Below are 26,481 nucleotides of genomic sequence, written 5' to 3'. Positions count from 1 at the left end.
CTTATCAAGAGGGAGGGAAGAGACCTTATATGAAAGAAACCCTTAGCATTGGAGAAATAAGTGCTTTATTTCATTTGAACGTGCAGACCCTTATCTATTATGATTCCATCGGTTTGTTGGTTCCGACAGAACGAAATCCGAGTAACGGTTATCGCAGATATCGGTTTGACCAAATTTATAAACTGGCAACCATACGTTATTTAAGCCGGCTGGGCTATTCCCTTAAAGAAATTGGCGATTCCTATTTAGAATCACGGGATATCGAAACAACATTAGAACAGTTTGAAAAGCAGTCAATTATTCTAAGGAAAAAGGCAGAAAATCTCCTTAATACGGATAGAGCGATTCAGCAGAAAATTAATTTTATTAAACAGGAATTGCCGAAAGTGGACGTTGAGAGTGTCTCCATTAAAGAATTTCCGGAAAGGCACTACTTCCCAATTGGCGGGGAAGAACTGCTCTATGGGGATGATTGGTTCTACTTAAATCCCACGGTGGTTTTTTATAAAAATGATTCCAAATATTTTGGTGCCTATCTGTTTGATGATGGAGAAAACACCATCTTGCAGCAAGAAATGACGGATTCTCTGCAATTTCCATTCATACCCGCCGGACGTTTTCTCTGCGGTTATCATCAGGGGGCGTATGAACATATCTATGATAGTGAATTGCGTATTCGTGCGGCAGGCGGGGATTTAGATCTTGTTGATATGACCATTAACTTTAATATTATTGACCAATTTGTTGAACGGGACAGCAGTCGCTATATCACGGAAGTACAAATTCCTATTGTCCAAAATGAGGAGGATCGTTGGAAGTTTTTGAGTTTTTAGATGGTCTGCCAAAACCAGTGGCACGGATTATTTGGTTTACGGTCTTGCACAGACAAATACTTCAAGAAAAGATGTTGTCTTAATACTGAACCGGCTGATGGTAGAAATCCTGGAATATAGTAAGGATGGGGACCTATTTGCTGATTGAGAATGGATGGTTATAGAAAGATCCCGGCCGATGATTTGCCGGGATCTTTTTTAAATATTACGGATCTGAACAAAAATCAGTAAGGCAACGTTATTTTAAGAAACTCCAAAATTTTATAGGACAGATAGAGCTGAAACAATACATCACCATTATTTAAGTCTACATTTAAAAGGTTTTCTATTTTTTCAATTCTATGGAACATAGTATTGCGGTGGATATTCAAGCTATTGGCCGATTCTTTAATATTTTTAAAATTGAGGAGGTAAGTATATAAGCTGCGGGCATAATCTGTTCCGTTCTCATTATCATAGTCAATAAGCCTTAACAAAGAAGAGTGAATTAAGCGTTTAGACCTTTCACCGTAGTAATTGATTAAATCAAATATTAAAAAATCCTCATAGTTATAAAGCTGTTTCTCACTATGAAGGAGATTTCCTAAGGCTATGGCTTCGACAGACTCAAGATAATAGTCTTTTACCTCGGTTAATTTCCAGAACGGGCGGCTGATCCCTGCCTGGAGGTTATTTGCCCGGATAAACTCTTTTAATGATTTTAATTCGATGTTTAGAAAATATCGTTCGTTCTCACAGCTCGCGAGTATTACAATAGTTTGTTTATAAACTATGGCTTTGGAATGATTTAGTTTTTTCTCGATTTCATCTCTCATGTAGGGAAGAGTAGACCTTGACTTATCAAAATTTTGAATATTAATGGTTAATACGAATAGCTTACGTTGAAACTTTAAACCTAGAATTTTCATTCTTTCCATAATTAATTGTTCGTCTTCCAAAATCCCATCAAGCAAATCATACAAGAAGCTTTGATACATCAGTCCCTGGGAAAAATCGATATTATTCGATTTTTGCAGTTCAATTGAAAAGGCATCGCAAAACAAGGAGACTAATTCTTTATCGCTTTCTTTAAAGCCCTGATTATGGGCACACACAACCATAGTGGCAATATCTCTGTTGTTGATACGGATCTTACCGATGAGTCTGGGGTACTTGCAGTAAGGATCTGACCAGAAGAAAGGGGTTTCATTTCTGGCTATTTCGTTATATAGACTATTCCTCACATAATAAGAATAGGTTTGAAAAACAAAGTTATTATTGGTTTTGAGCTCATTCCAGACGGGATCATCCGTCACTTTAGATTCACCCGTTGTGGCCAACAGCTTTACACTGTAGTCGGTAATTGTAAAAGGGTTGCCCAGAGTTTCATAGCCAAGATCGACGAGGGCTTGCAGTCCTGATTCCTTGCTGAGGATCTTTACTAGTTTTAAAGATATTTGAGAAAGCAGAGGATTATTGTCCATAAGAAGACCTCCTTGTCTCCGGCAGTGTGCATAATACACATTTAAAAACATCTATTTTGTAGATTTGCCCAAAGGTAGATTTTTAAATAAATCGAATATTCTCATATACGAACCTATTCTGACAAGAAAGGGGATTTATTGTCAGCTACTTGTATTTTAACATCAAATCTTGGCTTAATCTAATTAATCAAAGTCAGCATTTATAATCACAAGGAGGAATTGAAAATGGCAAAGATTGAAGATGTAAAAGCTATGGTAGAAGCGGGAAAAGCTAAACTCATTCCGGGTCTGGTGCAGGAGGCACTTGATGAAGGGAGCTCAGCGGCAGATATTCTTCAGTCTATGATAGATTCCATGGGGATTATTGGTGACAAGTTTTCGGCTGGGGAAGTGTTCGTGCCGGAAATGCTGATGGCTGCTAAAGCTATGTCTAAGGGTGTGGAAGTTCTTAAACCTCTTCTCACTGGGAATGCTGCATCCTCTCTAGGAACTTGCGTTATCGGCACGGTTCAAGGGGACCTGCATGACATCGGTAAAAATCTCGTTTCCATGATGATAGAGAGTGCCGGATTTAAAATGATTGATCTTGGCGTAGATGTCGGTGCCGAGAAATTTATAAATGCCGTCAAAGAGAATAATGATGTTAACGTTGTGGCTTTATCAGGGCTTCTTACGACAACATTGCTGGCCATGAGGGAAACTGTTCAAGCTCTCAAAGCCAGTGGTTTAACAGGATTCAAAGTTATTGTAGGCGGAGCTCCTGTATCTCAGGAAATGGCAGATGAAATAGGGGCAGATGGTTTTGCTCCCGATGCTGGAAGTGCTGCAGTAAAAGCCAAAGAATTGGCAAGCGCTTAACATTGCCTTATTGCTTTAATTTCAAGGGTTAATAAAAAGGAGGGCAAATTAATGTTAACAAAGAGGCAGAACTTACTGGAAACCATCAAAGGCGGTAATCCTGATCGTTTTGTAAATCAATATGAATTTATGGACATTATTCTGGAATCTCCTGTGAAGCTTATGTGCGAACCAGGTACGGAGTTTAAAAATGATTGGGGAATTACTTTCAGATGGCCGGAAGGCCAGCTTGGCCAGTTTCCGGTGCATGATGAGGAGCACAAGGTATTAAAAGATATTACCGAGTGGAGAAAATACGTTAAAGCACCTGTTATCGATAATTCTGATGAAGCTTGGGCAGCGGCGGTAGCCCATGCTAACTCAATCGATCGCAATGAGCAGTTTGTTACAGCTTTCGTCGCTCCCGGTGTCTTTGAAATGTGTCATCATCTTATGAGTATGGAAGATGCTTTAATGGCTCTTTGTGAAGAACCCGAATACATGCATGAACTCATAGATTACCTTACGGAAGCTGAACTCAACTATGCTAAGATACTTATTGATCGTCTCCATCCGGATGCTCTTTTCCATCATGACGATTGGGGCAGCCAAAAATCGTCCTTTATATCACCGGCGATGTTTGAAGAGTTCTATTTACCGGCTTACAAGAAAATTTATGGTTTCTATAAAGCCAATGGCGTAGAGTTAATCGTTCATCACAGCGATTCTTATGCGGCGAATTTGGTTCCGTATATGATTGAAATGGGAATCGATATTTGGCAGGGTGTAATGACCACAAATAACACCCCTGAACTGATCAAGAAATATGGGGGACAAATCAGTTTCATGGGGGATATTGACAGTGGTGTTGTGGATTTCCCAGGATGGACGCCTGAACATGTAGAACAAGAAGTCGAGAGAGCCTGTAAAAATTGCGGGAAATTATATTTTATTCCTAATCTTACTCAAGGTCTTAATTTCAGTTCCTTCCCCGGTGTCTACGATAGCGCCAGTGAAGCAATTGACAAAATGAGTAAAAAAATGTTCTGAAACTAAATGCCTTCGGAGTTTTTTTCGAAGGCATCATTCGTGTCCTTCTGAAGCCTTGTGCAGAGGAGTTGAATTTATGAGCTCGGATACCCATCAGCTGATGTCTTTGTTAAAATCTATGGGGGTTAATCAATCAGCAATTATCGCAGTGGAAGATGTTAAATTTGATGAGGACTTCAGGAAGCAATGTGAGCAAAATTCCTGTGGAAGTTATAACAAAAATTGGATGTGTCCGCCTGGGGTAGGTCCTATTAATGAATTGAAAGAAAAGGCTCTGAAATTCAAACAGGGATTATTATTTCAGACAGTCTATGCACTCGAAGACTCTTTCGATTATGAAGGTATGCAGGAAGGCATCAAAAATCATACCGAAATACTCAGGAAGGTATTGGACTATATAAAGAGTGGCAGGTTTTTTGATGAATTTCTTCCTTTGAACGTGGGCCCCTGTACCTACTGTGGTCGTTGTGCCTTTTTGGATAGTCAGGAGTGTCGATTTCCTGAAGAGGCGGTATCTTCAGTGGAAGCCTATGGGATTGATGTCATGGCCTTGGAGAAGAGTTACGGTATGTCCTATAATAACGGCAAAAATACTATATCATGCGTCAGTCTTATTTTGTTTAATCTCAAATTGTCCTAGCTAATTTCTTTGATTTTGCTGTAGTAAACCACTCGGGTAAAGAATATTGCATAAAAAGATACGCCTTTAAACGTCTAAAAAGACGTTTGAAAGGCGTATTCTCGTTGCGACGATTTTTTTATTTATAAGAATCATTTTTCGCTAAATTTCGCCACTAAATTGGAATATAGTGTCCTTGAAGCCTAATTAAGAAACTGAACTGTAACTCTAATTGATGATAAATACTACTTAGATGGGAGAGACATCATTGATTGTAATAATCACTGTTTACTTAATTTGCAGTAGTGTTTATATTTTTATGGGCATTACCATTCTTTCCAAAGACCCTAAAAGTAAAATAAACAAAATTTTTTTTACAGTTTGCTTAAATCTTTCACTTTGGGCTTTTTGTTATGCTTTAGTGTCAGGTTCAACAAGTGCTGAAAGGGCAGCATTCTATAATCGCTTGTCATCACTTTTTTGGTCATCATTTTCCAGCCAGTTTTTATATTTATCCATTTATCTCACGGAAAATGATAAGTACTTGAAGAAATTATGGCAGCACATTGCTCTTTTTGTGCCTGCTATAATCTCAATTTATCTATATTTTATTAAACAAATTACTGTTTGTGAGATTGTTCAGGTTCCCTATGGCTGGGCATTCTTGAGTCCGAAAGGGAAGGGATTATTTTGGGATAACTTCTATAGTATCAATTATATTATCTACACCCTAATCAGTATTTGGTTGATTGTGCAATTTGGAAAAAAATCAAAATTGAAAAGGGTCAGGAAGCAAGCCAAGGTTTTAACCTATTCAATCATTACGGCTTTAGCAATTGGTTCGATAACGGATATTGTTCTTCCATTATCAGGAATCGAAACTATGCCGAAACTCGCACTGGTTTCGATCTTAATAGTGATTGGCGGAATTTGGTATTCGTCAAGCAAATATAAATTGATGACCTTATCAACGGAGAGTGTTGTATTAGATGTTTTAAAAATAATGAATGATGGGTTGATTATTGCCGACCAAGACGGGAAAGTATTAAACGCCAATAACGGTGCCCTCCGATTGTTAGGATACGAAAAAAATGAAATCAGGGGTTTGTCCATAAAGTCGCTTTTTCATTATAACCTGGAACAATTTACCCGGGGAATATCCAATAAATCCGAAACAGAGATTATCTCAAAGAATAATGAGATGATCCCAGTCTCCATTTCCTCATCGGTCTTACTGGATGATTTTGGCGATGAATTGGGAACCGTTATTATCTTTCAAAACATTACGGAGATCAAAGAGATTCAAAAGCAATTAAGCAAAGCCCACGAAGCGATTAAAGAAGATAATTTGCGTTTGCATGACTTAATTAACAGTCTTCCCGGCCTAGTGATTGTCTTGAAAGAAAATTATGAAGTGCGCTTTGTGAATCGTAATTATAGTTCAGTCTTTGGAGTGACTGAGGGGAAATTTTGCTATGAAGCAGCCGGCAAAGAACCTTGTAAGCACTGCCGGCTGAAGGAGGTATTTCAGAAGGAGCATTTCGATAAAATGGAAGAATTACTTTTTAACAATCGGATTTACGAGGTTACAATGAGGCTGATTCGCGATGTCGATGGCTCAAGGCTCGTAGTAAGAACTTTATATGATGTAACAGATCGAAAAGAGGCCGAACAAGAGTTACTGCGCTTACAAACAGAAATGACGCATCTTGAACGACTAAATTTAGTAGGACAAATGGCAGCAGGGATCGCTCACGAGATTCGAAATCCCTTAACAACCGTACGAGGATATCTCCAGCTGATGGGAAGTAAAAGGGAGTTTCAATCACTAGAGCCTACATTCAAACTTATGATTGATGAACTGGATAGAGCAAACATGATTATCTCAGACTACTTAGCACTGGCAAAAAAATCAGACTCAGAGCGTTGTTACCAGAATATCAATGAGATTTTGCATCGTTTATATCCACTTCTTGAAGCGGATACTTATGCCCAGAATAAAAAAATTGTGTTTGCCCCAGGCCCTACTCGGGATATTCTCTTGAATACAGAGGAAATTTCTCAATTAGTGCTAAATTTGTGCCGCAATGGGATTGAGGCGATGGGGGCAGGCGGAACTATAACATTACGTACCTACTGTGAAGATAACCATGTGGTATTTTCTGTTCAGGACGAAGGCAGTGGGATCCAAGCGGAATACATGGACAGGCTAGGAACCCCTTTTTTTACTACAAAAGAGAATGGTACCGGGCTGGGACTAAGCATTTGTTACAGCATTGTTGAACGTCACGGTGCAACTATTGATATTCATAGCACTCCCAGAGGAACAACTTTCTTTGTGCGTTTTCCTATTCCTAACGGCACTTACATATTGCTAAATCAAGAGGGCACAATAAACGTCAGATAACTGAAAGACGAAGGAGATAAAGCATGAAACGGTATCTGACTTTGATTATTGCCTTCATAATAATTCTAATGCTCGAACTCAGTGGTTGTTCAGGCGTTAATTCACCCCAGTTGAGCTCTCCTCAGCATGCTGATGAAAAGGGACAGCTTCCGGAAGCAGAAGCATCTCGTGACGATGTATTGGGATCGGGAAAGCGTGTTGTTTTGGGCTTTTACACGGATTTTGGAAAAGCATCGAAGGATTCATTGACGAAGAATATTAAAGCCCTTGATGAAGTAGCCTTTTTCTGGTACTCATTTGATGGCACTGGAAATCCTAAGCCTGTAGGGAATGTGGATTTAAGCCTAAAGGACGCTGCCCAAAAAGGCGGAGCAAAAGCTTATGCCTTAGTCCATAATTTGGGTGCGAAAGGTTTTGACTCACAATTAGCCCATCAGGTTTTGGCAAATAAGAATGTTCGTGCAGATTTTATTAAAAATCTTGTAACTCTCACGATTACAGAACATTGGGATGGCATTGCCATAGATATTGAAAAGATTCCGGCCGACGATCGTAATGACTACTCCGCTTTTCTGGCAGAATTGAATAGTGCCCTAAAAGCCAAAAACAAAATTCTTAATGTATCCATAGCTGCAAAGTACCAGGATGATCCCAAAGATCTCTGGTCTGGAGCCTTTGATTATGCGGCAATTGGTAAAGCAGCGGATCAAGTGGTCTTAATGACTTACGAAGAACATGGGGTGGACACTACTCAAGGTCCTATAGCATCCTATGGTTGGGTTAACAGGGTTATCAATTTTGCCAAAGGCAAGATACCGGAAGAAAAGATTGTCATGGGACTGGCTGTTTATGCCAGCAACTGGGCATCAAACAAGCCTACCATGCCAACCTATTTAACCTATGCAAAAGCTGTGGAATTGGCTAAGAAGAATAACGTAAGCATCCTTTATGATGAAACTCAGCAAGTTCCTCATTTTACCTTCACCACTGCCGGGATACGCCATGAAATTTATTTAGAGAATACTCGCAGTCTGGCTGCGAAATTAACGATTGCTAAGAAAAATCAACTGCATGGAGTCGCCATTTGGAAATTGGGTATAGAAGATCCTTCTCTCTGGTCTGATGTTCTTAAAGATTACCCTTCGGCTCATAAATAGTTACCATGCAATCCAGCCCCCTAAGGTTGGATTTGCTATTTATTCCTGAGTAGGGCAATATAAGATTAGACATTTTACATAGTCAAATCGGCCAGTGAGGTTGCTTATGATCGGAACATTAAGGATGTATGGGGTATTTACTCGTAAATCCATGCAAAGAGCAGCGGCGTATCGCTTTGATGCTTGGACAAGAATTCTGGGCAATATTATGATGCTCTTTATGTGGGGGTTTGTTTGGTATGCCCTTTATCGCGGAAGAGGAACGGTTGAAAGCGTCTCCTTTCATTCTATGCTGAGCTATATTTTAATCAGCCAAGCACTTCAGGGAATCCATGGCGCAGGGACTCCCCTCTGGGAGATACAGGAACGGGTACGGACCGGGGATATTGCCATGGAAATGCTCAAGCCCTATGATTATCCTACACGCATGTTGTTCACAGATTTTGGGAGTATCATCTTTTATTTTCTCACGGCAGTGCTGCCCCTTTATACCGTTATTTTTCTTATCTTCAGTCCGGCAATGCCTACAACCTTTACCCAGGGAGCTGTATTCATTCTTTCGGCAGTTCTAGGTTATTTTATTCGCTATTGTATCGAACTGACTTTTGGCTTATTTACCTTTTGGTTGGTTGAAACCGGAGGTGTCGAGGATATTTTTTATTTCTCTATCTCATTGTTCTCGGGCTCCGTGGTTCCCCTCTGGTTTTTTCCCGATTGGCTTGAAAACGTAGCTCGTTACCTGCCCTTTCAAGGGATATATTTTGTGCCAAATTCCATTTTTGTGGGACAATTAAGGGGTGAAGCCTTGCTGAAAGCACTTTCGACCCAAGTCATCTGGTTGGTGGTGTGTTATGCAATCCTTCGTTATGTTTGGGCTAAGGCCTCTATGAAAATTGTCATTCAGGGAGGGTAATTAATGCTGCGCTCTTGGCTAAGAGGAATAAGATTGTATTTCTATATGATTGGGGTTAGTATTACGACCCAGCTTCAATACCGTTATGCCTTTGTTATGAATATTTTAGGCTGGGCTATGACCTATGCCGGTACAGCGATTACCATGTGGGTATTGCTCTATTCCTTTGGAGCCATTGAAGGCTGGAGTTTCTGGGAACTTCTCTTTTTGTTTGCACTGTCCGTGTTATCTTGGGGAGTCTGTGTCGTTTTCTTTTTTCACTTTCGGACCTTGGACCAATTTATTGTTCAAGGAACCTTTGACCGCTTTTTGGTCAGGCCGATTCATCCCTTTTTTCACTTCATGTCTATGAAATTTGACGTGGGTGCTTTTGGACAGTTTCTTTTTAGCGTTGTGGCGGTGGCAATGGCTTACAACCGGCTGGGCCTGCATTGGAATCTTTGGCAGTGGTTTGTTTTTCTGGGGGCGGTGATTGGGGGAACTCTCATTCAAGGAGGGCTTATAATTGCCATCTCGGCAATGGCCTTTTGGACGACTCGCTCGGAGCGTTTTTATTGGGTTGTTATGTGGCCGGCGAAAAGCCTTATGAACTATCCTCTCTCCATCTATCCCCGGGTAGTACAGGTACTGGTAACCTTCATACTGCCCTTTGCCTTTGTCAACTATCTCCCAGCTCTTCTCTTATTGGGGAAAACAAAGGGAATCTATCCCCCTTACTGGGGTTTTTTTAGTATCTTAGTTGGTGCTGTTTTCTTTTGGCTTTGCTTTCAACTTTGGATGTTGGGTTTAAATAAGTATAAAAGTGCAGGTTCATAAGGATGGAGTTAGGTTAGGGAGGCATTATTTTCATGAGTTTGATAGAGGTTAACCATCTCTCCAAGGAGTTTAAGATTGCTAAACGCCAAGAGGGAATTAAGGGAGCATTGCGAAGTTTATTTCATAGAGAATATACGACGAAACTGGCTGTGCAGGATATTTCCTTTGCTGTAAACACAGGGGAGATTGTGGGATATATCGGCCCCAATGGAGCAGGCAAGTCGACTACGATAAAAATGCTCACTGGGATTCTTGTTCCGACCTCGGGTGATATCCGAGTTAATGATATTATGCCCTTCAAAGAACGCCAAAAGAATGCCCGGCAAATAGGAGTGGTTTTTGGCCAGCGCAGTCAACTTTGGTGGGATCTTCCCACCATTGAATCTTTTGAACTGTTGCGTCAGGTATTTCAAATTCCTTATGATCGTTACCGGAAAAACATGGCTCGATTTTCCGACATATTGGGTTTAGAGGAGTTTTTGCAAACACCTGTACGTCAATTATCCTTGGGTCAAAGAATGAGGGCAGACATTGCCGCGTCCTTACTTCATGATCCTGTCATCCTATTTCTGGATGAGCCAACGATTGGCTTAGATGTAGTGGCCAAAGAACGAATGAGGAACTTCATCCGGGAAATTAACCGGGAGAGAGGGGTTACTGTCATCCTCACGACCCACGACATGTCCGATATTGAAAAGCTTTGTCAAAGGATGATTTTAATTGATCATGGGCAAGTGATGTATGACGGTGAATTGGCAAAAATCAAAGAAAAGTTTGGAAAAGAGCGGGTTTTAATTATTGATCTGGAAGAGGAGACTATGAACTTTACAGTTAAAGGGGCAAATATCATCAAACAAGAAGGAAACCGCTATTGGCTGCAGTTTAATCGCGATGTGATGAGTGCTTCCCAATTGATTAGCCAAATCTCGGAGAGTTATGAAGTTAAGGACTTATCCATCCAGGACCCGGAGATTGAGGTAATGATTCGTAATATTTACGAGAGTGGAGTCAAGGAAGGTGTAATATAATTCCCTTAGGCAGCCATTTTATTAAGGGATCGAACAGACCAGCAAAAGGTGATAATGGCAAGTAAGCCAATAATAATGAAACCTATGGTAATGTCTCCATTCCATAGATAGCCGGAAAATAAGGCGCGAGAAGCATTCACAGCATAGGAAAGAGGATTGATTTTAGCCAGATTTCTGAGCCAAAGAGGAGCTAAGGCCAGGGGTAACATAATCCCCGACAGCAAAGAAATAGGTAAAGCTATAGTATTGAGTGTCGAAGCAAGGGTATCTTCAGACTTGAAGACTAGTGCGAAGGCATATGACATTGAGGCCATTGCAATTGCAATTATTGCGTAGAGCAGCAAGGAGATCAGAAACCCTCCGATGTTGACTCTTAATCCAAAAGGAAGAGCAAATAGAGTGATTAAGCTGCATTGCACCAGGAGCACAACGACATCTTTTAAAATTCGGCCTAACATGATCGCCGTTCTATTGATCGGGGTGACTAAAAGGCGCTCAATCACTCCCGTACGGATTTCATCGACAAGACCGAAACCGACAAAAGCAGATCCGAATAAAGCCAGCATGACTAACAAACCAGGTATGAATACTTCCACTGTCCTGCCTTCCGGCAAACCTGGCACTCCCCCTAAGCCTTTCAAAAGCGGCATGAACAGAAATAGATATAATAGAGGTTGAAACAAATTGAGGAAGAGCCAAATGGGATTGCGCAGGGTATGCTGCATGCTTCGGATGAACATTAACTTTGTCTCGCGTAACATTTTCACTTTAATGATCCTCCCTTAATGACCGACCGGTATGTTTTAAGAACACGTCGTCCAGACTGGGCTTTGACACAGCAATGCTTTGAACTTCCAACTCTTTTGCATCAAGCTGGCGCAAGAGATCGGGCAACACTCGTTCTCCATCTTTAATGAATAAGTGAAGATAATTACCGGTGATCTGATTCTTTTCAACGCGAGTGCACTGGGCTAACAGTTTTTGGGCCTGCAGAGCTAAATGGTTTGACGTAAAACCAAAAACAATAGAATCAGCACCAATGTCACATTTTAATTGCGCGGGAGTTCCTTGAGCGACGATTTCACCATGGTCGATTATTGCGACTAGGTCACAGAGTTTGTCTGCTTCATCTAGATAGTGGGTCGTGAGCAGGACCGTGATGCCTTCATTGCGTAACTTCTTTATCTCATCCCACAAGTACGCTCTGCTTTGTGGATCAAGACCTACGGTGGGTTCATCCAATAGTAATACATCTGGATGGTGAATCATTCCCAGTGCCAAATCCAAACGGCGGCGCTGACCTCCTGAATAGCTGTCTGCGCGGCGATCAGCAAAGGAACCCATTTGAAAACGCTCGATAAATTCCACAGCCCGTTGCTTTGCGGTTTTATCATCGAGTCCATAAAGCTGGGCTTGCAAAATTAAATTTTCGAGCCCTGTGGACATGGAGTCTGTTCCGCCGGCTTGGCTGACGTAACCAATGTTCTGGCGTATTTGCTGTTGCTGCCTTGTTAACTCATATCCATTGATTTTGGCTTCTCCGCTGGTGGGCAGAAGCAATGTGGCAAGCATTTTTTGAGTAGTGGATTTTCCAGCACCATTGGGGCCGAGAAAACCAAAGATTTCTCCTTTCTTTACCGATAAATTGATGCCTTTGACCGCTTCGAGAAATTCCTTCTTTCCCTTAATTTTGGCTACAAAGGTTTTGCGTAGGTTTTTAGTTTCAATGATTAAGTCTTCCATAGCCTGTCTCCTTCTTGTGCAATAAAGTATTATCTACTGAAGCATTCTCCTTCAACACTTTAAGATAAAGGGGAAGAAGAAGGCTTCTTTGAATCTCCTAGCTGATTAGTATCTGTTTCTCAACAACAGCTTCTTCATCCACTTCCAGCTCTTCGGAATACTCCACTACCCCAATGTTGCAGCCGGGGCCAATCCTGACCTTATTACCTCGGACGATTTTGGCTTGAGTATCACAGATATTCACTATGGTACCTTCCAACACATTAGCTGTGAGCTTATTGAGTTCACGCTTTGGTCCTAGAAAAGGAGTGATTAATTTATGCAAGAAATGTAAGGGAACCATGGAGGAGGATTTCTCGACCCGAATTTCTTCGCAGCCAATTTCGCGAGCATAGCAAAAGCCGTTTATCTCAATTTCGACCTTATTAGCGTTAAGTAATCCCTCTACAGCAAATGAACCGCTGCAGCGAAAGTCTTCTGTCTCCAGATCCTTACCCACGCTAAGATAACCTGTGCAGGTGATTTTTTCTGCTTTAACACTGTCATTAAAGCGGTTCCGGCCTTGAATCCTGATTTCTTTGACGTTGACAGGTCCGTTGACTTTAAAGTTTCCAGATGTATCCAGATCGGAACCTTCCAAAAGTCCTTCTACAGTGCCGTTGCCGCTGGTCAAAAAGCGCTGGGTTTTGACGTTTCCTTTGATCGTCCCCATGCCGGATATCTCAATCCTGTTAGCTTCTAGGTCGCTTAAAATTTGGCCCAAACCGGAAATACTCACTTCAGCAAATTTACCGCCGTTGATTTTTCCTGTTCCGGAAATGTTGATATTTCTTAGTTCTTCCATATCCTTCTTACTCCTTATTTGATTTTTAATGGGTTTTTGACAGTTGAACCAGGATGGACCTTCAAAGAATCTTGGTATTCTACAGTTCCAATCTCACAACAAGGTCCGATGATAACTTGAATCCCTTTGACGGTCTGTGCTGCCGTATTGCTTAGTTCTATATTATCTGCTTCGATAATGCCTGCCCGTAGGCTTTTTTTGTGGCTTGATCCGAAAAATGCCAGATTGAACATACTGATTGGCCCTACTTTGACGTTCTCGGCACCAATCTCTTCAACTCTGCAGGTATCCGCCAACTCTATTCGAACATCATTGGCATTGAGCGATGATAATTCAAAGGTTCCTTTAGCCAGAAATTTTTCCGCAATAACTTCTTTCTTGGCAGTAAGCGAACCGTACAGTTTAATCTCGTGAGCTTTAATAGTTTCAAGGGCGTCGACAGAGCCGGTAATATCTAACATTCTTACATTTAAAGAACCTTCAAAACGAGCAGTGCCTGCTACTTTAAGTTCGCCCGCTTTGAGGCTGCGAAATTCTGCAGTACCGAAGACCCTGATTTTCTCAGCCTCCAAATCATCTTGAGCCCAAACACTGCCCATAATTTTTACTTTGCCATAGACGCCGCCGCTAAGAGAACTTTCTCCCATGATTCTTACGTCATGATTGTTCATTCTAATTCCTCCCAAGCGTTTATTTTATTGCCCAGTTCATTTGCCAGCTCATTTAGTTTTATGTCAGCAAGGACTTCTGAATCATTATCAAGAAGCAGCGCGGATCCTTCCTGCAGGAGTAGGCTGAACTTTTGTCCTTTTATTTGACAGACCAGCATTTGGTAATCGGAGTTAGCTACTTGGGACTGCCAACGTATAGCTGAAGCAACCATATAAGACCGCCAAGATTCTCCGAAGTTTAAAGTCTGCTCAATTTTGCTTAAGGCATAAATGAAGAGCAGTTCACGGAAGGTTAAGTTTTCATGATCCGATCGCTGAATATATAAATCAAGGATAGCCTGATTCAGTCCTTCCAGCCGGTGAAGAGAAGATGCTTTAAAGACCTTCTGAGTCAGCTCGGGGGTGAATATCTCTGCCAATTCTTCCAGTGAGTACTGATCCTTGAGTTTAAGAATAGCTTCAACTCTTTTAAGGACTTTCTCTTTAGGGAAGAAGGTCTCCTGACCAGTATATGAAGACTGCTTAATAAACCAGGACTCAGGTATCAGGTTTTGCCGTTTCCAACGATACAATTGCCCGTAGGAAATCCCTGTAAAGGCCAACAGATCTTTCTTTGACAACAAATCTTGTTCTTCCAATGTCTATTCACCTCTTTAGTGTTTCCGAGTGTAACAATGTTATGTTACGTTAGTTAGTGTAACATAACATTGTTACACTGTAAAGTGATTTCTATAGATTTTTAATACTATGCAAAAAATCGACAGGATTAAGGGCCTGTTCACAGAAAAGGAACAGCCCCTTGTTACTGGTGGTGCCAAGGGTTACTTTTTGAGCAGATTATTCTCAGTCAAAAACTGTTTAACTTTTGCGGAATATTCTGCTGTGTTGGTCAAATAGGACATAGCATGTTCGGCACCCGGCGAAATATAGATTCCTTTCGGCCCTTTTTTCCTTAGATATAATTCTAAGGACATGGAAGCGGGTATAAAGGTATCATTACTGCCGTGGATAAACAAGATAGGTGTTTTGACATCGCTAATTTCGGTGATTGGAGATACGGCATGCAAGGAAAAGTGGGATTTTTTCAGGGCAACGATATTGGCGTAAAATAATATGAAGGCTGCTGTAGGTTGAAAACTTGGCATAAAATCCCCTGAAATTTTTACATTCATTAAGTCCCACAAATCAGAATACGGACAATCTACAACATAGAAATTGACGTCATTATTATTAGGATCAACTTCTGCTTGAAGGAGAGCGGTGACAGCTCCTAATGATTCTCCATGGACTCCGATGATGGCATTAGGATTAACCCAGCTAACCCATTTAATGATGTTTTCTAGATCAATCTTTTCAAAAAAGCCAAGAGTAATGTCTTTTCCTCCGCTGCTTCCTTGAGCTCTCGAGTCATAGGCTAAAACATTAAAACCCAGATCAAGGTACATATCGGCGTATTTCATGGATTCCCAGCGATCACAGCCAATACCGTGTAGCAAAATGACCGTATTGTTCGTAGGTTTGAGATTAAATATGTAGGTACCTAAAAGCTCATAGCCAAAGCTTGATGTTATCGAAACATTATAAGATTCCAGATGAGTAAATCTCTCATAATCAAAGCTTGATTTATAATAATCCAGCCCGGTGGTGGCAGGATTTACATTGAGCATACAAACCTTCTGGTAGTAGATATTTCCAATATACAAACCTACGATATTAACAATAATCATCAGGAGTATTAAGAATATTGACAGCACTTTATACCTTTTTTTCATTGCTTGCAAAGATGCTAGTAGTTTCATTCTATCTTCCCCGAAAAGCTATTTTAGTGCAAATTGATATCCATACCTTTCAAATAATCGTCAACGGATAAAAGCCCTGCGATGAACGCAGCAGAAGCTTCTTCAATGGATTTCTTTTTATCAGCTGAAATATTATATTCACAGAGCCCTCTATTGACATGATCTTTTTGACGAATGATCAGCATTAATTCATTGATCGTTTGTTCTGGGGTTTGAGGGGGTGTCCATTCCATGTTTGCAACGTTAAAGATGGTTATTGCCTCTACGTTTTCATAGAGATGCTTATTGTAGTATTTCGACATTTCGGCAGCAAGTTTTACAGCTTCAGAAGGATGCTTCGTTGATGAGGGAATCAATAAGCCACAGTCACTTTTGGTACCGCCGGAAACAATTTCCTTTGGGCTAGATTTGCTATCATCTAGATCAGGGTAAAATAGTACAGCTGCTTTTCCGTTTAATTGATTGATTGCCATTTTTAGATTTTCAGAAGAGGTGCAATACATAGCTGCTTCAGATAAATAAAAGATATCTCCAGCTTCTGCATCAGAAAATGTCCCAGGCTTTTCCTGGAAGGCACCTAAAGACATAAGTTCATTGACCGATTGGGCAGCTTGCCTGAAGGTTTTTCCGGAAAAATCCTCTTTACCGTCAATTATTTTACCCGTAATTTCATGATCTAAGGTACCGGCAAAGCTCTCGATCAAGTTGTAGACAGACATACCATTTTTACCTCCGATAGCGATGGGTGTAATACCCAGTTCTTTAAATTCTCTGACTGCGTTTATAAGTTCTTCAAAGTTTTCAGGAACTTTGACATTGTTTTCTGAAAAAAGAGCTGTATTTATGAGCATAACATTATAACGCGCCGTATCAATAGGTACGGCATAAATATGTCCTGTATCGCTGGATACCTTAGCGCTTGGAATCACCAGATCCCAAAAGCCAATATCACTTAACGGTTCTTCTAAAGGCAGAATTCTATCTGAGGAATAGAGTCCTTCAGTAAAGTTTTCATCGCCAGAATAAATAATATCGGGAGGGTTATCTGAATACATCATAACTTTAATCTTAGTATTATATGCATTGTTGTCTCCCTTGACAAAGCTCATATGAACCTTAAAATCTGGAAAGATGGGTTGAACACTTTCTACAAAGTCTTTCAATGTTTGGGCTTTTTCCTCATCATCATAGGGAATCACGCATTCTAACGTTAGAATCTCATTTTTTTCCGCCGGCAGTATTACCTGTTTCTGTCCATTGGTACAGGAAATAAGGATTGGCAAGACCAGTAAACTAATTACCAAACATTTTTTGAATTTATTAAGCATTAGTAAAGCAACTCCCCAATTTAACAATGAGATCAATGCCGATAAATAAAGTTAATTCATTGAAATTTTAGTATAACCTTTTTATATTTTTTCCATAATCCTTGGTTTTCCAGGATCACAGGTTGGACAAGTTACATCAGATACAGATGACAGTTTGATCAAGTAATAGCATTCTTCCCTGAGCATGTGATCCAATAGTAAAGGGTAAAGGTTTCCTAAGACAGTTTTGCTGAGGAGCTTTTCTTGGAGTTCCAGCAAAAAATCCTCAAAGAGCAGAATTTGGGTGGCCGCCTTACTATTGAACCCTGCTAATGAAGGAAAGTATTGTAGAGCTCGTGTGAAGCCAGCCATTTCGTGAGAATTAAGGTAAAGATAGTCAAAGTCAATATTAAAACGCTGACTTTTAGCTCGCAGGGGTTTTTCTACGCTATCCAGGGAGGTGGTAATTGCATCAGCATGTCCGGCAGCGTCCAGCAGCCAGAGCAAATGATAGTGAGTTGGATGGAACAAAGGTGGTGCTTCCCATTTGGTCAAGAAATCTAATATTTTTTGATATTCCTCAAGTTCATTGACCATATGGCTGACAAATGTGGGCTGCAAATTTAACCCGATTTGACCTTCCAGGTGTCGTTGAATTAAGTGAAACTTGAACTCTTTTAATTGTTGAACCAGCTGGCAGATCGGTTGATGTAAACTGTTTAATTCCTCTCTGCTTAAATCTTGGCGGACATATATAAGCAAACGGTCAAACTCTTGAATCAAGTAATAGGTTCGACTTACTTCTTCACTTTCAGAAGGAACCAACGCTTTAATAATAAAGCGTGCATGGTCGCCAAGAACTTGCAGCCAGAAACGGTGTTCATACAAAGCATCTTTCGAAGATCTAACAGTCATAGAAAAACAGCCTCCTTATTAAGATCTAAGTTTTGCTTTAAACGAAGGTTATCCCGTATACTTTATGGTTGAGTTCTTAGCTTTAATCCTTTTTTGTGCTAATGTTAATGGTAGTAGTAGTAAAGAAAAGGCCCACCAACAGTAGATTTTTATCTTCTGATGGTGGGCCTTTTCTTAGTTGTCCATGACGGTTTAGCGAGGGCAATATCTAAAATCACAGGGCAAAGTTGCCGTTTTTGAAGATGGGTATCTCGCTGCCATCTGAGGTAGTCCCTAAGATTTTCAGGTCTCTGGTTCCGATCATGAAGTCGATATGAACCAGAGACTCATTCATTCCCAGTTTCCCATACTCTTCAGGGGGGATTTTCTCGCTGTTTTTCATACAGACCGGATAGGCTTTGCCAATAGCTAAATGGCAGGATGCGTTTTCATCAAAGAGAGTATTATAAAACAGGATTTTCGAGTTCGAGATTGGAGAGTCATAAGGGACTAGAGCAACCTCTCCCAAAAAATGCGAGCCTTGGTCGGTTTCAATGATAGTTTTAAGGGTTTCGCGTCCTTTCTCAGCGTTGTAATCTATAATTTTGCCATCTTTAAAGGTCAGAGAAAAATTCTCTATAAGGTTTCCATTGTAGTTTAGAGGCATAGAGCTGACGACTTTGCCATTGACGCCTGTTTTATGAGGTAAGGTAAATACCTCTTCCGTAGGCATATTGGCAATAAATTCGATACCGTCAGGTGTAAACTCAGAACCTCCCAGCCAATAATGATTTTCAGGTAGTTTAATCTGTAAATCAGTTCCCAGAGAATTGGTATAACGGAGGGTGGTTAAGGAAAGGGAATTTAATATATCCATTCTGGTTTTAAGGTTCCTTTTATGCTCTTCCCAAGCAAGAACTGGGTTTTCAGCATCAACCCGGACAGTTTTTAAGATGGCATCCCAGAGCATTTCCATGGATTCTTCTTCAGAAAGATGGGGAAAAACTTTTTTGGACCATGCTGCCGTCGGGATCGAAACAACGCACCAAGTATTTTGGTTGCTCATTAAGCGATGTCGGTAATCTTTGAGGGCACTATTGCTGGCTTTTTGAGCTTTGGTAAGTCGTTCAGGATTAACATCCTTCATGAGTTCAGGATCAGAGGCAGCAATGTTTAAAAAGGCTGCTCCTTGATGGACATAGGAAAGGTAAAATTCTTTCTGCCAGGTCGGAAATTCTTCGAAAACCTCTTCTGGCGCGTGAAGATAGCGGATTTTTGAAGTCAATTCGTCTCTCCATTGGATCACAACATCCCGTGCGCCTTCTTGATAAGCTTTTTCCGTAACCAAACGGGTAAAGGGTGCACTTTCGATGGGTGCGGAAATCACCAGGGTTTGATTTTTTTGGAGGTTTAGACCAGTTTTTACGATAAGCTGAGCATATTTTTCTAACGAATTTCTATTCATTTTAGACTCCTTTTTAGTACTAATCAGAAAGTATAACTTTTCGTTGCATACTTTCTGAAGCATAAGTGCAACTATGGCGGCCGCCTGCGCCTGAAAGGCTTGGCCCCAGCCAAGTTTTCTAATAAGCTTGAATATGGTCTTTAAGCTTGGCAAGGATTATATCATATAATTCAAATTAAATACAAATAAGTGGTATAATAGATATCTTTTGAGGGAACAACGATATCTAACTGAGAATATGATATAATCTTTTTAAATTTATGATGAAGGAGCAATAATATGATTAAACGTTTTGATGAGTTGAAAAAAGATGTAGTTTCAAATTTCCGCGGTGGGAAAGGCGAACTTGAAATGACGCACTTTCTTGAGGTAGAAAAGGATGAATTTAAGGGTAAGGGGAGACTGTACTGTAAAAATGTTTTAAAACCTGGAGCCTCCATCGGTTTTCACGAACATGTCGGGGACTTTGAAACCTATGTCGTCCTCAGCGGGGAAGGCGTAGTCAATGATAACGGAGAAGAAAAGCCTGTAAGACCTGGAGATGTAATCATCACTAAAAACGGTGAGAAGCATTCCCTTGAAAATACAGGAACCGTTGATTTGGAAGTTATGGCATTAATCTTGTTTGACTAAAATCAAATGTACATATTTTGCAAAAATAACCGCCGGCTAAGTTGGCGGTTTTAATATTTTCAGAATTAATTATTAATCCCAGACCGGATGCTGTATGTGAATAATAAAAAGAAGCAGTTAATTATATACTACAAATAGGCACATAGGGTGATTAAAAAAACAGAAAGCTAAGGGAATAGGATGAACGATTTAACATTTAAAGCCTTTGCAGTAACGAATGAAATTGATCTTAATAAGATTGCGGTGGAATGCAATATTAGGAAAAAGTATACATGGGAGGAGCCGCTTCTTCTTCAGGGCGATACCTTGGGAACTATTACCGGAGAACCGCCGGGGAAGGACGAAAAGATCCTGATTTTTTCCTTTGGAAGTATTGTGTTTATTAACTCAACCAAACAGCATACAGAACGATTGATGCGCTATCTGAAAAGTATCAAGCCGGATATAGATATAGGCAGGTATGACAGGTTTCAGGATGACTATGTACTTCATCCGTGTGAAGGTGAAGAAATAGAACTTACTGATCGTTATGTACAGATACCAAAAGTAGAGTTGTTTTACCCTGAGCTTATTTCAATTGTAATTGCTAAGTCGGTAGCCCTTGAGAGGATAGAAGAGCAGCTGAGCAAAATTCTGGATGATCTAGAAATAAAAATTGATAATCTGGAAAGAGGAAAATTACATATCGGTTATAAAGAAATCGCCAAAACTACTTCAAGAATTGTCAGGCATGAATATAACACCATTGCTTATATTATGATTCTGGATAAACCGGATATTACCTGGATTAACAGTGATGCAGCTGATTTTTACGAAAAGATGTCGGAGTTTTTTGAGCTGAATGACCGTTACATAGTTATAAAAAGTAAGACAGAAATCTTGAAAAGCATTATTGACGGGTTTGCCTCTATCAGCCATTCAATTCGCGGATTGTTTGTTGAGTGGATCATTGTATTGTTGATCGTTGTTGAAGTATTGCTGATGGTGCTTGATCTAATCCACTAAAGACAGGTGTAAGTATGGAAAAAATACTGATTAATACATATAAAATAGCGGCAAGACTCCTTCTCGCGAGAATAGCAGGATTTATGAATTTAAGGCAGGACGTGAGATGGAGAGATTACCTTAAATTCGATGAGGTAGAGGTTGAGAAGATCCTAAAGTATGCTTCTGCAGCTAAAGCAGTGTATTTATATAAATACGGGTGTGTTTCGTTTATAAATTTCAATCAAGACGAAGTGTCCGTTTTCCTTGACTACTTAGGGACATTATATATTGAACCGAACTATGAATTGCTTTCTCGATTTAATGAGACTCATGAGATGATTCCTTTGAGTGAGGGTGAATTAATTCTATGGGAAGGCGATGATGTTGTTTTTCAATATCAACCCTATGTGGATGATGTTGCTGCAGCAGTTTTGGCAAAGTCCACGGAGCTTTATAACATTGAAAGGGATCTTTCCCAGGTTTTGGATGAAGTGGGTAAGTTCATTGTTTGGCTTAATAAGGGTTATCTGAGGGCAAATACCAAAAAAGTGGCTTCGACTCTTGCTCAAGGTATTCGCTTTAAATACAGGAGTATTGAAAGTGTAAGACTTCTTGATAGGCCATCAGAATTTAACAGAAACCATGAATCCAGGCTGTTGTTTGACAGGTTATGTGGTTATTTTGAACTTAATAAACGTTATGAGGCTTTAGCAAATCAGATGAACATTTTAGATTCTATTACGGGAGAATACTTCAGCTTTGGAACCAAGCAATCAGAACAGAGACTTTTGCTATTTGAGATAGTGCTACTGGCAAGCTTCCCGCTTATGCATATCCTGTTCCAATAATTTAGCTGACGTAAAGACTCACTAAAAATATTGAGCACATTTTAATGAGGGCGCTATTCAGATGTTAGGACTGGATTAGTGCCCTTTGAATAGTTTTTTTAAGTTTAGCAGTTAGGTGGAAGGAGATAAGTCAAATCTCGGCGAACATGGTATGGACGATGAGTTTGGCAAAACCTTAAAACCAAATTAAGAATGGAGAGACTATGTGGGGAATCATATCCAGTGCTTTTCTGGGTGTATATTGTTTAATAAGTTTCTATATTGCCCGTAGGGGATGGAGTATAGTTCATGCTTCAAATAAGGTCAGCAAAGGTATTTATTGCTGCTGCTTGGGCATTCTTGTTTTAACATTTCCTTTCACGGAAATAGGCCAGAATTTCATTCCCGCAATTAACAGAGTTTGGGTAACCACATTAGGCTGGTACTCAATGCTAGCGGTTGTCTACATCTTTTTGTTGCTTTTACTTGTAGATTTGGTACGCATGTTTGATAGATTGATCAAATTTGTTCCAGTTAGTGTGAAAAATAATTTGAGGACACCTTTCTTCATTGCCTGCTTTGTTGTTTTGTTCGCTTTAGCGGTGTTAACGTATGGTACTTATAATGCTCAAAATCCGATAATAACACGCTATGACTTTTCAATTGATAAGAAAGCCTCATATCTAAACAGGCTTAGAATAGTTATGGTTTCCGACATTCATTATGGTCTTATCGTGGATTCAATACGCATAAGAAAAATGGTTGATTTGATTAATGGATTACAGCCTGATTTGATTCTCATAGGTGGAGACATAAGTGAAGGAACAATTCATCAGCAGGATGCTCTGCAATTGCTAAAGTCACTTAGCCAACTGAAATCAAAATATGGTGTTTTTGCTGTTCCAGGCAACCATGATCGCTGGTCAAGGGATGAGACTGTAGTAAGGTTATTTGATGAGGCAGGGGTAAATGTTCTAAGAGATCAATGGGCTAAAGTGGCTGACAGCCTTTATATTATCGGCAGAGATAACCCTAGCACGCATGGGGGATCAGGGGGAAGAAAAGAGTTAGAGGAAATCATGAGAGGTGTAGATTCCTCATTACCCCTTATCTTGTTAGATCATCAGCCCTTGGAATTGGAAACAGCCCAACAAAATCAAATAGATCTGCAGTTTTCTGGACATACTCACGAAGGACAAATATTCCCAGGTAATATCATCACGAATCTCATCTATGAGTTGGATTGGGGTTACATGAAAAAAGATCATTATCATTTAATCGTCTCATCAGGTTATGGCACTTGGGGGCCACCTGTGAGGATAGGAACTCATTCAGAAATCGTTTGTACAACGATTAATTTTAGGCCATGATTTGGGCCCATAGTCAAACTGTTTTACTAGAACTAATTATTGTCAATGATATAAACTAAAAAGGCGAATCTGAAGTTTGCACAATAATGGAGGTTAATGTGGAATTTAATTGTAATTGGAATCGAAAATATACTACCATCGCGATGTACAGCTTCATCGTTATTGCGTCCAGCATCCTGTTCTTTCTTATCATGTCGAGACTGGACAACTTCATACACATATTAACAGGTCATTTTTCATCCCTCTACCCATTTGTCTACGGGTTCGTCATCGCTTATCTAGTGAATTTCCTTCTGAACTTCTTTAAAAAACAGTTGGGAAAGATTCCATCTCTAAAAAAAGTTAAACCATCGCGCTTTCACATACTTTCTATGCTTCTAGCTTATTTAGTTTCTGGTTTTCTTGTCTACCTCTTTATCGCCTTTATTTTCCCTCAGCTTATTGCAAGTATTTCCGGACTTGTTCGGAAAATCCCGGACTATGTCCAATCTAGCACGGAATATCTTAAATATCTATCGGAGGATATTCTTCTTCCTCCGGGAGTTGTTGATTTCCTTAATAAACGTTTGGATGAAATGGCATTCTTTATTAGTGACAACGCAGAGGACTTGGTTCCTATCGCTCTGGCCTTTCTGCGAAATACGGCACTGTCGGTTTGGAATGTATTTCTGGGTATTATTATTTCTATCTATATGCTGGCGGAAAAAGAGCAGTTTATCAGTTTGGCTAAGAAAATTGTCTATAGTATTTTCAACGTAAAGAATGCAGAGAGAGTTATAGAGATTGTTAGACGGGCTCAGACAATCTTCAGTCGGTTCCTTGGCGGTAAAATTTTAGACTCTTTGATTATCGGATGCTTAACATTTATTATCCTCACCGCTGTGGATATGCCATATACCCTACTGGTCACCTTCATTATCACGGTCACGAACATCATCCCTTTTTTCGGCCCCTTCATTGGTGCGGTACCATCAGTCATTATCATCTTTTTTGAATCACCAATAATGGCCTTCTGGTTCCTGATCATCATCTTTATTCTTCAGCAATTGGATGGGAATGTCATCGGCCCCAAAATACTGGGAGATTCACTGGGGATCTCTTCGTTTTGGATTCTCTTTGCAATCCTTCTAGGGGGTAAGTTTTTTGGATTTGTCGGATTGATTATCGGGGTGCCCCTCTTTGTTCTTATTTACTCGATTATCAAGGAAATTGTAGAGCTGCGTTTGGAAGCCAAGGGACTTCCGGTAGAGACGAAGGAATATTTGGATCGATAAAGTGTAGGCGAGCCTTGGAATGCTGGGTGAAGGGCAACAAAAAACAAAGTATGCAGGGAGTCATCTCTGCTTACTTTGTTTTCTAAGTTGATTTAAGTGTCAATTATAAGTCCTACCAGCAGACTTTGCCAGGATTGAGTATATTTTTAGGATCAAAGGCTAATTTGATATTTCTCATGAGCTCCACATAATCAGGCTCATATTGATCAAACATATAGCTTTTCTTAGCATAGCCAATACCATGTTCTCCTGATACTAAACCGTTGAGTTCTCGGGATTTTTGATACATGGCCTCAAAGACATCGGCTAGTTGCTTTTTCCATTGCGCGTCGGTGAGATCATCCCTCAACACATAGACGTGTAAGTTTCCGTCTCCGGCATGGCCAAAACTTCTAATGCGGTTATTAAACTGTTCCTGAAGAAGATGGGTATATTTAATGAATTCAGCTACTTTATTGCGCGGAACAACAACATCACATTCATCCATGTCCGTGGTAGAGGCTTTCACAGCTTCCAGGAAAGCGCCCCGTGCGGACCAAACCGCTTCTTTTCGTTCATCTGTGTCGATAATGAAGGCATCAAGTGCTCCTTCGGCAAGACAGATATTAGCGACTTTCTCATAGTCTTTCTCTAATTCTTCGCTGCTGTTGCCGTCGAAGGTCAGCAGGAGATAGGCATCGGACGAATTGTCTGGGAATTTTTTGCCCAGAAATTCTTCTGCGGCAAGAATAACTTCTCTCTGCATAAATTCGATGGCTGTAGGAATGGATTTTGATTTAATAATTTTCGGAACCGTGCTAATGGCACTGTCGAGATCGGGGAAGGGGATTAACAGGGAAATTGCTTTTTTCGGCAGAGGAATAAGTTTTAAAATGACTTTTGTGATAATACCTAAGGTGCCTTCTGAACCGCAGATTAAGTCTTTCACGCTGTAACCGGAAGAATTTTTAACAACTTTTCCGCCCACATTGATAACCTTTCCGTTAGGGAGAACCACTTCAAGTCCTCGGATATAATCTCTGGTTACTCCATACTTTACAGCCCGCATGCCTCCGGCGTTGGTATTAATATTTCCGGCAATAGTTGCAGATTTTTCGCCAGGGTCCGGAGGATAGAACAAATCATGTTCTTCTACATATTTGCTGATTTCCATTAAAAGCACTCCAGGCTCTAGAGTGAGGGTTAAATTTTCCTCATCCAGCTCAAGGATATTATTCATGCCGCACATGTTCAGCATAATTCCCCCGAAAATTGGAACTGATGCACCGACTAACCCAGTTCCTGAGCCTCTTGCCACAACAGGAATATTATTTTCATAGGCATATTGCATAATTTCGGAAACTTCATCTGTAGATAAGACATCTACTAAAATGTCAGGGGCTTTGCTGATTCCCCCTAATTCGTCATGACTAAAATCATCGCTGATGGCTTCCCCGGTGTAAACCCGCTCATTTCCTAATAGAGAAACTAGAAATTCCCGATCCTTTGCATCCACGGTTTTATAATTGTTCATGAAATTACCTCCACGATTTTCTAAGTGATTT

The 26,481-nt window shown here is 40.2% G+C and carries 25 protein-coding genes; 14 read left to right on the top strand and 11 right to left on the bottom strand.

The annotated features are described in order from the left end of the window. Positions 1-29: 29 nt before the first annotated feature. A complete protein-coding gene (locus DESOR_RS19930) occupies positions 30-833 on the top strand; it encodes a MerR family transcriptional regulator (protein ID WP_014186393.1) in 804 nt (267 codons plus the stop codon). A 224-nt stretch (positions 834-1,057) separates the two neighbouring features. On the opposite strand, the gene DESOR_RS19925 is transcribed toward DESOR_RS19930, so the two are convergent. Then, on the bottom strand, positions 1,058-2,296 hold the full coding sequence (locus DESOR_RS19925; RefSeq protein ID WP_014186392.1) for a PucR family transcriptional regulator: 1,239 nt from the start codon (positions 2,294-2,296) through the stop codon (positions 1,058-1,060). 225 nt (positions 2,297-2,521) lie between these two features. Here DESOR_RS19925 and DESOR_RS19920 point away from each other — a divergent pair, with 225 nt between their 5' ends. From DESOR_RS19920 to DESOR_RS19885, 8 genes are all read left to right on the top strand, one after another. Continuing rightward, positions 2,522-3,154 (top strand): cobalamin-dependent protein, encoded by a 633-nt coding sequence (locus DESOR_RS19920; protein ID WP_014186391.1) that lies wholly within the window; start codon positions 2,522-2,524, stop codon positions 3,152-3,154. Between the two features lie 51 nt (positions 3,155-3,205). Next, complete coding sequence (locus DESOR_RS19915; protein WP_014186390.1) at positions 3,206-4,183, top strand: uroporphyrinogen decarboxylase family protein; 978 nt, start codon at positions 3,206-3,208, stop codon at positions 4,181-4,183. Between the two features lie 76 nt (positions 4,184-4,259). Beyond that, entirely contained in the window at positions 4,260-4,823 is a 564-nt protein-coding gene (locus DESOR_RS19910) for a DUF2284 domain-containing protein (RefSeq protein ID WP_014186389.1), read from the top strand. 247 nt (positions 4,824-5,070) lie between these two features. Further along, positions 5,071-7,209, top strand: a complete 2,139-nt coding sequence (locus DESOR_RS19905) for an ATP-binding protein (RefSeq protein WP_014186388.1) — start codon at positions 5,071-5,073, stop codon at positions 7,207-7,209. Positions 7,210-7,232: 23 nt separating this feature from the next. Further along, positions 7,233-8,366 (top strand): glycosyl hydrolase family 18 protein, encoded by a 1,134-nt coding sequence (locus DESOR_RS19900; RefSeq protein WP_014186387.1) that lies wholly within the window; start codon positions 7,233-7,235, stop codon positions 8,364-8,366. Positions 8,367-8,472: 106 nt separating this feature from the next. Beyond that, positions 8,473-9,279, top strand: a complete 807-nt coding sequence (locus DESOR_RS19895) for an ABC transporter permease (RefSeq protein ID WP_014186386.1) — start codon at positions 8,473-8,475, stop codon at positions 9,277-9,279. Between the two features lie 3 nt (positions 9,280-9,282). Then, entirely contained in the window at positions 9,283-10,095 is an 813-nt protein-coding gene (locus tag DESOR_RS19890) for an ABC transporter permease (RefSeq protein ID WP_014186385.1), read from the top strand. A gap of 32 nt (positions 10,096-10,127) precedes the next feature. Continuing rightward, positions 10,128-11,123 carry an ABC transporter ATP-binding protein gene (locus DESOR_RS19885; RefSeq protein ID WP_014186384.1) on the top strand — a complete coding sequence of 332 codons (996 nt, stop codon included), beginning with the start codon at positions 10,128-10,130 and terminating at the stop codon, positions 11,121-11,123. 5 nt (positions 11,124-11,128) lie between these two features. On the opposite strand, the gene DESOR_RS19880 is transcribed toward DESOR_RS19885, so the two are convergent. The 9 genes from DESOR_RS19880 to DESOR_RS19840 all read right to left on the bottom strand — a co-directional run bounded on the left by DESOR_RS19880 (position 11,129) and on the right by DESOR_RS19840 (position 19,846). After that, entirely contained in the window at positions 11,129-11,884 is a 756-nt protein-coding gene (locus DESOR_RS19880; RefSeq protein ID WP_242832551.1) for an ABC transporter permease, read from the bottom strand. 7 nt (positions 11,885-11,891) lie between these two features. Beyond that, a complete protein-coding gene (locus tag DESOR_RS19875) occupies positions 11,892-12,866 on the bottom strand; it encodes an ATP-binding cassette domain-containing protein (protein WP_014186382.1) in 975 nt (324 codons plus the stop codon). A gap of 97 nt (positions 12,867-12,963) precedes the next feature. After that, on the bottom strand, positions 12,964-13,710 hold the full coding sequence (locus DESOR_RS19870; RefSeq protein ID WP_014186381.1) for a hypothetical protein: 747 nt from the start codon (positions 13,708-13,710) through the stop codon (positions 12,964-12,966). A 14-nt stretch (positions 13,711-13,724) separates the two neighbouring features. Further along, positions 13,725-14,381, bottom strand: a complete 657-nt coding sequence (locus DESOR_RS27525; RefSeq protein ID WP_014186380.1) for an Integral membrane protein CcmA — start codon at positions 14,379-14,381, stop codon at positions 13,725-13,727. Beyond that, positions 14,378-15,019 (bottom strand): DUF4004 family protein, encoded by a 642-nt coding sequence (locus DESOR_RS19860; protein ID WP_014186379.1) that lies wholly within the window; start codon positions 15,017-15,019, stop codon positions 14,378-14,380. Before DESOR_RS19860 ends, DESOR_RS27525 begins: the two co-directional genes overlap by 4 nt. 183 nt (positions 15,020-15,202) lie before the next feature. After that, positions 15,203-16,180, bottom strand: a complete 978-nt coding sequence (locus DESOR_RS19855; protein ID WP_014186378.1) for an alpha/beta hydrolase — start codon at positions 16,178-16,180, stop codon at positions 15,203-15,205. 23 nt (positions 16,181-16,203) lie between these two features. Beyond that, positions 16,204-17,484: an ABC transporter substrate-binding protein gene (locus DESOR_RS19850; protein WP_158309055.1), complete on the bottom strand. Its 1,281-nt coding sequence runs from the start codon at positions 17,482-17,484 to the stop codon at positions 16,204-16,206. Between the two features lie 105 nt (positions 17,485-17,589). Beyond that, a complete protein-coding gene (locus DESOR_RS19845) occupies positions 17,590-18,402 on the bottom strand; it encodes a DUF2935 domain-containing protein (protein ID WP_014186376.1) in 813 nt (270 codons plus the stop codon). A gap of 214 nt (positions 18,403-18,616) precedes the next feature. Then, positions 18,617-19,846: an aminopeptidase gene (locus DESOR_RS19840; protein WP_014186375.1), complete on the bottom strand. Its 1,230-nt coding sequence runs from the start codon at positions 19,844-19,846 to the stop codon at positions 18,617-18,619. 279 nt (positions 19,847-20,125) lie between these two features. Between DESOR_RS19840 and DESOR_RS19835 the strand changes: the two genes are divergently transcribed. The 5 genes from DESOR_RS19835 to DESOR_RS19815 all read left to right on the top strand — a co-directional run bounded on the left by DESOR_RS19835 (position 20,126) and on the right by DESOR_RS19815 (position 24,937). Beyond that, positions 20,126-20,479, top strand: coding sequence for a cupin domain-containing protein (locus DESOR_RS19835; protein WP_014186374.1), 354 nt, complete (start codon positions 20,126-20,128; stop codon positions 20,477-20,479). 180 nt (positions 20,480-20,659) lie between these two features. After that, positions 20,660-21,484, top strand: a complete 825-nt coding sequence (locus DESOR_RS19830) for an RMD1 family protein (protein WP_014186373.1) — start codon at positions 20,660-20,662, stop codon at positions 21,482-21,484. A 14-nt stretch (positions 21,485-21,498) separates the two neighbouring features. Then, the gene (locus DESOR_RS19825) at positions 21,499-22,314 is read left to right on the top strand and encodes an RMD1 family protein (protein WP_014186372.1); all 816 of its coding nucleotides are present in this window, start codon (positions 21,499-21,501) and stop codon (positions 22,312-22,314) included. Positions 22,315-22,742: 428 nt separating this feature from the next. Further along, positions 22,743-23,663, top strand: coding sequence for a metallophosphoesterase (locus DESOR_RS19820; protein WP_242832367.1), 921 nt, complete (start codon positions 22,743-22,745; stop codon positions 23,661-23,663). An 86-nt stretch (positions 23,664-23,749) separates the two neighbouring features. Then, complete coding sequence (locus DESOR_RS19815) at positions 23,750-24,937, top strand: AI-2E family transporter (RefSeq protein ID WP_042331452.1); 1,188 nt, start codon at positions 23,750-23,752, stop codon at positions 24,935-24,937. Positions 24,938-25,049: 112 nt separating this feature from the next. Here DESOR_RS19815 and DESOR_RS19810 read toward each other — a convergent pair whose 3' ends face one another. Further along, a complete protein-coding gene (locus DESOR_RS19810; protein WP_014186369.1) occupies positions 25,050-26,450 on the bottom strand; it encodes an FAD-binding oxidoreductase in 1,401 nt (466 codons plus the stop codon). Positions 26,451-26,481 lie beyond the last annotated feature (31 nt).

It is taken from the genome of Desulfosporosinus orientis DSM 765, from assembly GCF_000235605.1.
Lineage (GTDB): Bacteria > Bacillota > Desulfitobacteriia > Desulfitobacteriales > Desulfitobacteriaceae > Desulfosporosinus > Desulfosporosinus orientis.
This window is presented reverse-complemented; position numbering and strand designations above follow the sequence as displayed.